11 protein-coding genes and 3 pseudogenes are annotated in these 11,010 nt (G+C 59.3%); 7 read left to right on the top strand and 7 right to left on the bottom strand.

The genetic code is table 11. From position 1 onward, the window contains the following. Positions 1-185: 185 nt before the first annotated feature. Positions 186-380, bottom strand: a pseudogene (locus E5W87_RS29230) (DUF459 domain-containing protein); the annotation flags it as partial. A gap of 432 nt (positions 381-812) precedes the next feature. Here E5W87_RS29230 and E5W87_RS29225 point away from each other — a divergent pair. Both E5W87_RS29225 and E5W87_RS29220 read left to right on the top strand, forming a co-directional pair. After that, on the top strand, positions 813-1,091 hold the full coding sequence (locus tag E5W87_RS29225) for a hypothetical protein (protein WP_095488100.1): 279 nt from the start codon (positions 813-815) through the stop codon (positions 1,089-1,091). Next, positions 1,081-1,203, top strand: coding sequence for a hypothetical protein (locus E5W87_RS29220; protein WP_280953386.1), 123 nt, complete (start codon positions 1,081-1,083; stop codon positions 1,201-1,203). Before E5W87_RS29225 ends, E5W87_RS29220 begins: the two co-directional genes overlap by 11 nt. A 342-nt stretch (positions 1,204-1,545) precedes the next feature. Here E5W87_RS29220 and E5W87_RS29215 read toward each other — a convergent pair. Both E5W87_RS29215 and E5W87_RS29210 read right to left on the bottom strand, forming a co-directional pair. Further along, a pseudogene (locus E5W87_RS29215) lies at positions 1,546-1,766 on the bottom strand (helix-turn-helix domain-containing protein); the annotation flags it as partial. Between the two features lie 188 nt (positions 1,767-1,954). Further along, positions 1,955-2,899: an extracellular solute-binding protein gene (locus E5W87_RS29210; protein ID WP_292405475.1), complete on the bottom strand. Its 945-nt coding sequence runs from the start codon at positions 2,897-2,899 to the stop codon at positions 1,955-1,957. 349 nt (positions 2,900-3,248) lie between these two features. On the opposite strand from E5W87_RS29210, the gene E5W87_RS29205 reads away from it, so the two are divergent. Together E5W87_RS29205 and dcd are read left to right on the top strand one after the other, a co-directional pair. Next, positions 3,249-3,488, top strand: a complete 240-nt coding sequence (locus E5W87_RS29205; RefSeq protein ID WP_127294309.1) for a hypothetical protein — start codon at positions 3,249-3,251, stop codon at positions 3,486-3,488. Positions 3,489-3,510: 22 nt separating this feature from the next. Continuing rightward, entirely contained in the window at positions 3,511-4,080 is a 570-nt protein-coding gene (gene dcd, locus E5W87_RS29200) for a dCTP deaminase (RefSeq protein ID WP_095488098.1), read from the top strand. 29 nt (positions 4,081-4,109) lie between these two features. Here dcd and E5W87_RS29195 read toward each other — a convergent pair whose 3' ends face one another. Then, on the bottom strand, positions 4,110-4,271 hold the full coding sequence (locus E5W87_RS29195) for a hypothetical protein (protein ID WP_164897471.1): 162 nt from the start codon (positions 4,269-4,271) through the stop codon (positions 4,110-4,112). Between E5W87_RS29195 and E5W87_RS29190 the strand changes: the two genes are divergently transcribed. Then, on the top strand, positions 4,270-4,932 hold the full coding sequence (locus tag E5W87_RS29190) for a DUF3800 domain-containing protein (RefSeq protein WP_292405471.1): 663 nt from the start codon (positions 4,270-4,272) through the stop codon (positions 4,930-4,932). The genes E5W87_RS29195 and E5W87_RS29190 overlap by 2 nt on opposite strands. 226 nt (positions 4,933-5,158) lie before the next feature. Here E5W87_RS29190 and E5W87_RS29185 read toward each other — a convergent pair whose 3' ends face one another. Next, a complete protein-coding gene (locus E5W87_RS29185; protein WP_292405468.1) occupies positions 5,159-6,112 on the bottom strand; it encodes an IS1595 family transposase in 954 nt (317 codons plus the stop codon). 633 nt (positions 6,113-6,745) lie between these two features. Here E5W87_RS29185 and E5W87_RS29180 point away from each other — a divergent pair. Beyond that, positions 6,746-6,984 (top strand): annotated as a pseudogene (locus E5W87_RS29180) (insulinase family protein); the annotation flags it as partial. A 57-nt stretch (positions 6,985-7,041) separates the two neighbouring features. Further along, positions 7,042-8,100 (top strand): class I SAM-dependent methyltransferase, encoded by a 1,059-nt coding sequence (locus E5W87_RS29175; protein ID WP_292405465.1) that lies wholly within the window; start codon positions 7,042-7,044, stop codon positions 8,098-8,100. Between the two features lie 440 nt (positions 8,101-8,540). On the opposite strand, the gene E5W87_RS29170 is transcribed toward E5W87_RS29175, so the two are convergent. After that, a complete protein-coding gene (locus E5W87_RS29170; protein WP_127294305.1) occupies positions 8,541-9,971 on the bottom strand; it encodes an FAD/NAD(P)-binding protein in 1,431 nt (476 codons plus the stop codon). Beyond that, positions 9,968-11,010: FMNH2-dependent alkanesulfonate monooxygenase (gene ssuD / locus E5W87_RS29165; protein ID WP_292405460.1), on the bottom strand; the 1,043-nt coding region annotated here is incomplete at its 5' end. The genes ssuD and E5W87_RS29170, both read right to left, overlap by 4 nt.

The following is an 11,010-nucleotide window of genomic DNA, read 5'->3' as shown; positions in this document are numbered from 1 at the left end:
CCGCGGGCGACGTGCGGCGCGGCCAGTCGCTGGTCGTCTGGGCGATCCGCGAGGGCCGCCAGGCGGCGCGCGCCATCGATGAGGCGCTGATGGGATCGAGCGTGCTGCCGCGCTGAGTCCGTCTCGAGACCCTACTTGTGCGGCCACCTGAAGGCGCTTTCCGCCCTTCCGCTGCCCCGGGCAGCTTACGGACTGATCGCCGTGGTCGTTTCGGTTGTGGCCCCGGCCGCAGGCTGCCGCCTTGGCGGCCAAGAAAAATCGTCGGCGCGGCCGGGCGAAGCAGCGGGCGCCTTGCCCTCGACGACGAATTTTTCACCGGGCCCGTCCGGCTTGGCCGGCGCTGCGGCACCGAGAAGTTCCGAACCGCCGTCGAGTGCCGGTGATTGCGAGTCGGCGTCGGTAGCCGGGTCGGCGGCCTCAGTCTTTTCGTTCGAGGGTGGACTACGCTACTGGCCCAGTACCGGCAAAGCATCGAAGGAACTTTACAATCATAAAGGTACGTCACTGGTCTCGCGGCTCACCTATGACGATCTAGACGCGAGTTCGAGTGAAGTCTTCTTCAACGCGATCCACAATCCGACTGGCATTTTCGTAAAGGCCTCCTCGGTGCGGGCGGCATCAGGGAGGGTTTTCTCATGACGAGGACTTCTTACGGAAATGGGGGGCTACTCAAACACATTCAGTGATCAGCGCGGGGGCGGCGTCAGCTATTTCACCGCCGATCTTGGATATAATTTCTTGAACTCGCCGCGCTACCGCATCGGTGCTTTTGTTGGCAACAATTTCTGGCACGAGAGCTACGACGCTTTCGGTTGCACGCAGCAGGCGACCAACTGGGGAACCTGTGTGCCAACCGTCCCACCTACGTCAACCTCATCAGCCAGGACAACGATTGGCATTCGCTGCGACTCGGCTTGGCCGGGCAGACGCAACTCACCGAGCGACTCAGCCTTTCTGGTGACGTGGCGTTCCTCTTCACGCGGCTCGACGGCAAAGATCAGCACCACATGCGCCCCAAGATCAAGCTAATTCCCGAAGACGGCGATGGGCATGGCGTCCAGCTCGAGGCGGTGTTGGGCCGTGGCGAATAACGGCACCGCTCATTTCGAAGAGGCAATGGGCGGTCGTGGTTCCCCGCAGGCCGACGATTGGAAGGCAAAGCGCTACGGCGTGTTCGTGCAGGCTAGCATCAAGTTCAACTGAGAGAGCAAGAACCGAGGAGAGCGGCGATGCCACTCCAGCTCATTACGATCATTGGATCAACAGAAGGAAGTTTTCCGAAGAGTTCTGCAGGCGTGCGCAAAGTCGCCAGACAAAGTTCTCTCGGTCCATAGTGTACGTGCCGTCACGCCCGTTCTCGACATGGTTGAATGATACGTCCCGCGCGATCGATCAAAGTCGTTTTTCATTGGTTTTCCGGAAATCGCGGGGAGCACAGCGTGCTGTGACCCTCGGCTGCTGGTTTTCTGTCAACGCGCAGATGAGGGAGAATGAGCGTACAGCAAAAATCATCAGTGCTGTCGCTTTCGCCAAAGCCCGCCGCAGCTAAACGGGGCCCCACGCCCGGTAGCGCCCCCTGCCGGTCACCTCACGGATGCCGAGTTCGGCACCAGCCCGAGCGCAGCGCGCTGGCTAATTTTCAGCTCGGCCGCGACCAGACCTGCCGACACCAGCGGCCGCGCCAGCACCAGCTCGATCAGCGCCGGCAGGCTCGAGTTTTTGCGCCGGTTCCTGAGCCGGCGCTCCATCTGGCTTTTGGCCAGCGCCTGGATGATTGCAAGGCTGAAACAGTCGATGGAACGCCCCTCCAGCGAAGCCGAACCGGACGAGGCGCGCGCGCCAGGTCCTTCGGCTGCCATCGGCACGCTGGGTTTAAGTGCTTGGGGTGACACGGCGTGATCTCCGCCGTTGGCGGGAACAGGGCAGTGCAATAGTACTGCCCTGTTCCTTTTGATCAGAGGCCAGTGCGGATTTCTTCGGCAAGCGCCCTCAACGTCGTCTCGACGTCATCGCCGTTTACCATCTTCTGCATCGCCACGGCCCATGCGTTCATGGCTTCGCCGAAGCCGACACGCGGTGTGAAAGCCAGCGCGGCGTGGTCCTGTATCTTTTTGAAGCTGTCAACGAAGTTGTTGAACTCGGGCTGCGAAGCGTACTTAGTCCAGGTGTCGTCCTGCCAGGTCGACGTGCGCGGCGGATTGACGAGCTGGCCGGCAAGGGCACCCTTGAGCGCCACCTGCTTGGAGGTGGCCCACGGGATGAACAGCCAGGCCGTGCCCTTCTTTTCGGAAGCCGCGTTCATGGCGAGAGCCCAGATCCAGATGTCAGAATCCAAGCTCGTGGCGCTCGGTGCGTGCAGCGGCGGAGCGAAGGCGATCTTGCCGGATGCCGGCTTCCCCGCAACATCGTTCCAGAAGCCGAACATATTTGAGTCGATCGTCATCGCGGTGCGGCCGGACGAGATGCCGTCCACGACCTGGTACCAGTTATCATTGGCGAAGGAAGGAGCCGCGCACTTCTTGATCATGTCCACGTAATGTAGTCGTATCCAGCATCGGTAAGCTTCGGATCGCTCAGGTATTTGTCCAGCGGCTCCAGGGCGCCACTCGGAGCGAGGTCCTACGCGGGCTGAATGCCAGTGCCGAACACATCCCATGCTGGCGACTTCGTCGTCAGTTGGATCGTCATCTTGTTCCAGTAAGAATCGTCTGGGTAGAGTTCCGGCGTGACCTTGATGCCGGGTCAGCTTCTCGAACTCCGGAAGTTGCGCAGCGAGAGCATCCGCATAGGGGTGGATGTCGTAGGCCCAAGTTATGCTGGTCCCTTCGAATTGACGCCAGTTCACGGTGTCGGCAGCGGCCGAATTAGTGAGCGATGCCGAGACGGCAAAAAACGCCAAGTCAAAAGCAAGCTGTTTGCGTAGCGACGCGCACCTGTAACGAGTACGGGGAATGAGCGACCCATGTAATCCTCCCTGGGGCATTTTGCCAATTTTTGGGTCCACTCCTCGGCGATTATATATTTGACAAACCCGGCGAACGGTTCATTAACCCAGCGTCGGCGACACTTGAAACACGTTGTGATTCGCTTAGTTGTCAAATCTGGGCCACACTGTTCATGTTATGTTCCCTGTGACTCAGAAAGCACTCCCACGGAGAATGTGACGAAACCGTGTCGAGACCATATGCGAATCAACGTCGATTCGATCTTGTGAAAAAAAGAACTAAAAGCAGCATGGAGGGTTATTGATGAAACTAAAGGTCAAACAGATCGGCGAAGGAAACCATCCTGGCGAGGTGGTTGTATCGCTTGACACAGTAGCGGGAACAGAACGTCTGGTGGTTCACCATCGCTCGCTGAGTGGCGATAGTTTGGATATTGGTTGGCCAGTTGATCGTGAGGACTCAAATCTCTTAGTTGAGTTGCCCCGCGAGACAATCAATGGTTCATGGCGGGTGTGGGTTCCGCAAGGGTTAGTCGTAGACTAAAAAACTAAACGGGGGACGGGCTATGATACTTACCGACAGAGAAATCCAAATCGCAATCAGTACAGAAGCGATAAGAATAGAGCCCGTCCCTGACCTATCATATTACAGTTCCACCAGCCTCGATCTAACTCTCGGTGATTTGCTCACCGTTTTTAAAGACCCAAAGATTGGCTTGGGTATTTGCATCGATCCTTCGGAGAAGGGATACAATCACGAAGAGGTGATGGTTGAGACAACCAGTCCCATCAAGATTGATCCCGATGCCGGTTACGAATTTAAGCCCGGCCAGATGGTCCTAGCTTGGACTCGTGAAGTGGTTGAGCTGAAAATTCATTCTCGGATTGCCGCGAGAGTGGAAGGAAAGAGTTCGCTGGCCAGATTGGGCATTGGCATCCACCTGACGGCCCCTACCATTCATGCTGGTTTTACCGGTCAGATCAGACTTGAGATGGTAAACCACAATAAGCTGCCGGTGCGGTTACGGATAGGGATGAAGATCTGCCAATTGATTTTTGAGCAGACGCTTGGCACTCCCACAAAGGGATATGAAGGACGGTTTGCTGGCCAAAAGGCGGACGCGAAAAAAGGCTAAGCTAACCGGTCAACACCCAGCCCGTATGACTAGGCCTTCTTAGGCTGCGGCGGTGCCTTGTCGTCCTTAGGGTGCGCGGCCTTCACCACCTTCTTCAACACGCGGTCAAAGGCTTCCTCTGACTGGTCGGTTTCCAGTTCACGCGCTGCTTGCTTGAACTTTTCGATCTGTGCTGCTTCTTTGTCTGGCATGAGTCGAATCTTTCTGTTCGCCGATGAAGCTGGCTGTTTCAATTTCTCCAAGGCGCAAAATGTCAGCCGCTATTACATCGTCTGCACGGCCATTCTACCCGATTGCAGCATAGGCATCAAACTTCAGGAGTTGAGACGTGACCTAGCTTGGCAAGGTGCGCCGCTAGGCGACTACTTCCACGCCACGACCGATCGGCAAGAGGTGCGCAACGCTGTCTTTGATGTCCTGGCGAATGAGAAGTTCACCATCCAAGCGACCATCATGGAAAAGTCCAAAGCCATTCCAAAGGTGCGAGTCACAGAGGATCGATTTTACAAGATCGGTTGGCATTTCCATTTTCAGAATTCGTCCGATGCTTATCTTAAGGCGGCCAACGAAATCATGATCACCGTCGCGTCTATCGGAACCAAGAAAAAGCGGATCGCATTCGAGGACTCTGTAAGGGACGTAGTGAAGCAGAAGATTCGCAGTGATAGCTGGCGGGTTGCGTTCTGGCCTGCCAACACAGATCCATGTTTGCAGATAGCCGACTATTGCACTTGGGCCATCCAACGAAAATGGGAATCGGGCGGCAAGGATACCCGCTCCTATGAACTCATCCGTGACAAAATCACGTACGAATTCGACCTGTGGAAGCACGGCGACAAGCACTACTACTGACAAGAAAAAAGCGGCCGCACTCCCAACTACCTTTTTTAGAGGAGCGCCCCGGGGCGCTTATCATTGGGTGCCAACCGCATCAGCAATATGATTTAGTTCGTCAACCAAATCAAGCGGGTGTCACTTGATTGTTCATTCCGGTTCCGAAATGAGCCTTTAGCAGCGCCGTTTCCGCTTTTCGTACTTCCATAGCGGCAGCTTCAACTGGACCGGCTTGCGGTAGTGCTCATGCCTCGCTTTGACGAGGCCCCCCATAAGTCAGGCGCTTGCCCTTGGTGCCCTTCAAGACGATGAGCGAGCGAACGTTGTCCTCGATGCCCATGGCCGAACGGTTCGAGTAGCGGAAATCAAACTCAGCCAAATAGCGGTGCAGATGGTGTTCGGCGCAATGCTGGTAAACGCCCTTCATGCCGCGCTTGAAAATCGAATAATAGCCTTCCACGGTGTTGGTGTGGACGATGCCGCGAACGTATTCCTCGCGGCCATGATTGATTTTGCCATGGGCTGCGAACTCGGGACCAATGTTGTCGTACACGCGCGCCTCGTCCGACATGAAGACGCTTTCCTTGTGGATGTTGGCGTTGACGATCGGCAGGACGCGGGCAACCGAAGCGCTGTCGATATGGAATGAGCGGGCAATGCCGCCACGCTCCACAAGGGTAAGCACGGTGTTCTTGTGAGCCGCGCCGGTCCTCTGCTTCGGAACGCCAGCAAGGCGGCCGATGTAGGTTTCGTCAACCTCAACGAATTTGCCGTTGCCGCCCATAGGCGTGAAGTCATCCGAGCGCATGGCCTCGCGAATGCGGTGCGACAGGAACCAAGCCGTCTTGTAGGTGCATTCCAGAACGCGGTGGAGCTGGTGCGAGGAAATGCCCTTCTTTGACGAGCACATAAGGTGGATGGCCTGCAACCACTTGTGCAGGGGCAAATGGCTTTCCTCGAAGATCGTGCCCATGCGAACCGTGAACTGGGCACGGCAGGCCGAGCACTTGTAGAGGCCATGGCGCTCGACGCCGTGCGGGTTCTTCTTCGAAGGCTTGGAGCGAACGCCAGCCAGCTTGTAGTGCTTATCCATTGATCCACAGTGATGGCAGACCGGACCCTGCGGCCAAAGCATCGCCTCTACATGCTCGAATGCGGCGGCTTCGTCGTGGAAGTAGGGGCGGGACAAAACGGACATGGCTTTAACTCCTTGGAATCGTTATCGCTCATCCCGTTGGGTTTGTCAAATATATAATCGCCCACTCCTCCATCCCGAGTTCGCCCATAGCCACAATAAGCGGTTTCCAACGACCTCGCTCTGAATGCACCAGGCCAACTGGGTAAAAACGGGTAACCGGCACTTAAAGGCGTTGTAGTATCGCCACCAGAAATACTGCTCCGTGGTGCTGGCCTTTGCCTGGGGGCGCAACACGGCAACTACCTGCTCAAAACGGTTGGTCCTCTACCTCTTATTCACCGTCGCTTTCCTCGCGGCCTAACCCGGCCGGAATATCCGTTGCCAGAAAAAGGCCTCGCGGCCGGTTCGAGGCGCATCCCTCCTCCGAAGCAGCACGCTCAAGTATCGTCACAAGCCCCGAGCGCTTCGCGTTCGGCGATGTCCAAATTCCGACAATGTCGGATACAGTCAGATCTACTGGATTGCGTTTGAATGGTTTTCTCATTTGGCACAGTACATGCGGGTCATCCGCAAAACACGTGACCGACCAACAAGAATTCGCATGATCACCTTACCACAACATACAGCCGCCGCGGAACAATCACTTGGCCCCTGATCGCCCGCCCCGGCACCACAACCGGAGTCATCGATGTTATGACAGGCTGCCCAAGGATACCTGCTGCAACAGGGCTTGCCCTGGTGACGACCACTCCGGCTCCGCCGGTTACCGACGAGGGCAAAGTGACGGATTTCCTGCTTTTCAACGGCATGGAGGTGGCTGTCATTCCCGACCACCGCGCCGGTCGTCACCTATATGGTCTGGTGCAGGATCGGCAGCGCGGATGAGCCGCCGGGGATATCTGCATGTCTTCGAGCATCTGATGCTCAAGGCGCCTCATGACGAGCACGGCTCCGTCGCCTGGAGAGATTGAACCCAAAGGGAGATTCAGATGTCTGAAGCGAATCAGGAAAAGTTGGACGCATTCTTGGGGAAAATGGTCGGCGATCTCGGTGCGATCGCAACGGGCGCGGGAGTCCTGCTGGGGGACAGACTCGGCCTGTTCAAGGCATTGCGCGAAGGCGGCAAGATGACGGCCGCCGAACTTTCGACACGCACCGGCACCCAGGAACGCCTCGTAAGGGAATGGCTTTCCGGGCAGGCGGCGGCGGGCTACGTCGACTACGACGAAGCGAGCGACAAATTCTATCTCAACGCCGAGCAAGAGCTGGTGTTCGCCGATGAAGACAGCCCGGCCTTCATGGCAGGCGCATTCGAGTTCCTGTCCGCGCTGTGGCTCGATGAAGAAAAGGTGAGGCAGGCATTCCAGTCCGGCAATGGCGTCGGGTGGCACGATCATAGCGCGTGTCTGTTTCGCGGTACGGAACGGTTCTTCCGTCCAGGCTACAATGCCAATCTGATCGACTCCTGGCTGCCGGCCTTGGAGGGCGTCGTCGAGAAGCTCCAACGCGGCGTGGACGTCGCGGATGTTGGATGCGGTCATGGTGCATCGACCGTGCTCATGGCACAGGCCTTCCCCAATTCGCGCTTCGTCGGCTTCGACTATCATGCCCCTTCGATTGAGCGCGCCCGCAAGGCGGCCGAGGTAGCCGGCGTCGGCGTCAACACGCGGTTCGACGTCGCGGCCGCCAAGAGCTATCCCGGAACCTACGACCTCGTCACATTCTTCGATTGCCTTCACGACATGGGCGACCCGACGGGCGCCGCCACCCATGTCCACGGATCGCTCAAGCCGGATGGCACGTGGATGATCGTCGAGCCGTTCGCGCATGATCATCTGGCGGCGAACCTCAATCCCGTCGGACGCGTTTACTATGCCGCTTCCACGTTCGTGTGCACGCCCGCGTCCGTGTCGCAGGAAGTCGGGCTCGCGCTTGGAGCCCAGGCCGGTGAGGCGAGGCTGCGCAAGGTGGTGACCGGCGGCGGCTTCAAGCGATTGCGTCGCGCCGCGGAGACACCGTTCAACATGGTGCTGGAGGCCCGCCCTTAGCGTGGCCGTCGCCAGAAATTGCAGCTCATCGCATTTGATGAAGATCACCGCCAAAAATCCGGACGCATCGGGCTTTTCAAGGCGTCTGGGTTCACGCAGAGGTCGCTGCCGAGCCGCCTTCTCTAAACCACTGAAGTCGATGTCCGGCGGCAGATTCTTTCCCTCTCTGCGGCCACAAGGCGAGCAGCCTCGCTGTAGGCGTCTTCCCGCCCAGTGCTTTCTCGACCCGCCGCGGTGGGCTGATCGTCTCGGATCGTCATCAAAGCGGTGGACGCCGGTGCGAAGTCTGGGCATGGAGATCGGCACCTCCGAGGTCGAGCGGATCTGCTAAAAGCGCCAGGAGCGGCACGCGACCAGTGGCCTATTTACGACACGATGGGCTTCCACTTCGCAATACGCTCGGTGAGTGTCATCTGGATAGCCTCGTCGTGTTTGCAGCTTCACGACGCCTTACGACGCAACGCCGTTTGGTATCCAAGCCATTGGTGGATTTCAGCGGCTATACGCTCGGCATGCGCGGTGACTTCGGGAATTCCCATCAATTCGCCAACGCTGCCGCGCGCCAGCGGCCCGCTGACGAAAATGCTGTCGGTCGGTCGGCCGGAAGTGCTGAGCGCACGGCCTTGGCTGTCGGTCGCCAGGCCAAGGCCAATCGGGTCTAGCCGGACCAGTCCCATTCGCCCGAGATCGGCAATTGCTGTGTTGGTCCGGAAAATATCGGCATGCGCCGGCCCGGTCGTGACGACCACCCTGTCGAACGTCTCGGTTGTCTGAGTGGGTTGGCGCCTTGGCCGCATCGCGACGCGAATGCGCCCGTCGACCTGCTCGGCGCCGACGATCGATGCGGCGCGATAGGCGAGCATGCCTTCGGCAACGCGGCGATCGAGCACGTCCGCGACCTGTGGCGCGATGCGGAAGCGATGCACATCCCACAGCGTGCGCAAATGGCGCACGAGGCGGCGTTGCTCGTCGAGCGGCAGGGCCTGCCAGATGATTTGTCCCTGACGTCGGACGGCATCGAGCACCGGGTGCCAGTCTTCGCCCCGACGCTTGGCATCTAGGATCGTGGCCCGGATGCGTCTGAGCATCACTGTTGCGCTGCGTGAAGGCAGACTGATGAAATCACCAATCGGGTCGACCGGGAGCACCGCGTGGCTGCGCGAACGATAACCATGACGTGACAGCGCGACGATGCGGCTACGATGCCCATTGCGGTCCAGCGTGGCAATGATGTCCGCCGACGTCAGTCCAGTGCCGACTACGAGCACATGGTCGTCGCGGCCGATCGCTTGCAGCCCTCCGAGATCATAGGGATTGGCCAACAGCCGGGCTGCAGCAGCCACGGACCGCAGGGCCGATGGCAAGGCGGGTGGCGGATGCGTCGCCGCAATCACTAGGGCGTCGGCTGCGAGCGTCCTTCCATCAGCGAGAATCAGGATGTAGCCCTGGCCACTGAGCTCGACTGACGCGACGGCGGACCTGACATGACGGATCACTTTGCCGAAGAGAAAGGGTTGGAGATAAGATTCCACGTAGCGCCCGAAAACGCGTCGCTGTGGGTAGAGTGCTCCATTTGCGGCAATAGCCTCGGCATCGTCGAGAATCGCGCCGGTCTGCTCCAGCCAATCGGCAAAGTGGCTGTCCTGGCCGGAGATCAGCGTCATTCTCGACGCCGGCACGTTGATGCGGTGTGAAGGATCGGCCGTCGAGTAGGCCAGGCCATAGCCGAGCCCGTCTCTGGGCTCGACGACCACGATATCGGCAGCACCGGCGGGCAGCAGCCGCGCAAGATGAAACGCGGTCGCCGCACCGGAAAAGCCGCCACCGATGATGGCTACGACCGGTCCCCTGCCCAAGTCTCTGGCGCTCAAGACTGACTCGCGCGCGGTGCCGAAGGCCGATGGTCGCCGGCCACCGTTTCGCCGAACGGTCCCATGTTGACGGCCGTCGGGCGGGTCGAGATTTCATGATCGAGCGGCAACAACGGCAACACCAGTTCGCCGAACCGATAGGCCTCCTCCAGATGCGGATAGCCGGACAGGATAAAGCTATCGATGCCAATGCGCCGGTATTCCTCGATCCGTTCCGCAACTGTCGCCGCATCGCCGACCAGGGCGGTGCCGGCGCCGCCGCGCACCAGGCCAACGCCAGCCCACAGGTTCGGACTGATTTCGAGCTTGTCGCGGCGGCCGCCATGAAGCCGGCTCATGCGCGACTGGCCGACGGAATCCATGCGCGCGAAAACCTTCTGCGCCTCGGTTATCGTGTTGTCGTCCAGGCGGCTGATCAGGCGGTCGGCATCGGCCCAGGCCTCATCATTGGTCTCGCGGACGATGACATGCAGCCTGATGCCGAAAGTCACCTGGCGCCCGGCTTTCTCGGCAAGACCGCGCACATGGGCAATCTTTGCCGCGACGTCCGCCGGCGGTTCGCCCCAGGTCAGATATTTGTCGATCTGTTCGGCGGCGACCGCGTTACCGGCATCGGACGAGCCGCCGAAATAGAGCGGCGGATGTGGCGTCTGCACGGGCGGAAACAGTAGGCGACCGTCCTCGATACGGAAGTGCTTGCCTGCGAACGCTACGGTCTCGCCGCGAAGCACCGCCTTGTAGATGTCGAGGAATTCCCGCGTCACCTCATAGCGCTCGTCATGGCTGAGGAAGATGCCGTCGCCTTTGTTCTCGACCGGATCCCCGCCGGTGACGACGTTGATGAGCAGGCGTCCGCCGGAAATGCGGTCGAGCGTCGAGGTCATGCGCGCGGCTAGCGTCGGCGATTGCAGGCCCGGCCGGACGGCGACAAGGAAGCGAAGCCGCTGCGTCAGCGGTGCCAGCGCCGACGCCACGACCCAGCTATCTTCGCAACTGCGTCCTGTCGGCAGCAGCGCGCCATAGTAGCCGATGGCATCGG

Origin of the sequence: Mesorhizobium sp., assembly GCF_004962925.1 — a bacterium.
In the GTDB taxonomy this organism is placed as follows: domain Bacteria; phylum Pseudomonadota; class Alphaproteobacteria; order Rhizobiales; family Rhizobiaceae; genus Mesorhizobium.
Note: the sequence above shows the minus strand (reverse complement) of the source record. Positions and strands in the feature narration are given on the sequence as shown.

Coding starts and splice junctions, on each gene's coding strand:
- E5W87_RS29205 (WP_127294309.1), top strand. CDS start 3,249: ATGAAACTAAAGGTCAAACAGATCGGCGAAGGAAACCATCCTGGCGAG.
- dcd (WP_095488098.1), top strand. CDS start 3,511: ATGATACTTACCGACAGAGAAATCCAAATCGCAATCAGTACAGAAGCG.
- E5W87_RS29190 (WP_292405471.1), top strand. CDS start 4,270: ATGAGTCGAATCTTTCTGTTCGCCGATGAAGCTGGCTGTTTCAATTTC.
- E5W87_RS29195 (WP_164897471.1), bottom strand. CDS start 4,271: ATGCCAGACAAAGAAGCAGCACAGATCGAAAAGTTCAAGCAAGCAGCG.
- E5W87_RS29185 (WP_292405468.1), bottom strand. CDS start 6,112: ATGTCCGTTTTGTCCCGCCCCTACTTCCACGACGAAGCCGCCGCATTC.
- E5W87_RS29175 (WP_292405465.1), top strand. CDS start 7,042: ATGTCTGAAGCGAATCAGGAAAAGTTGGACGCATTCTTGGGGAAAATG.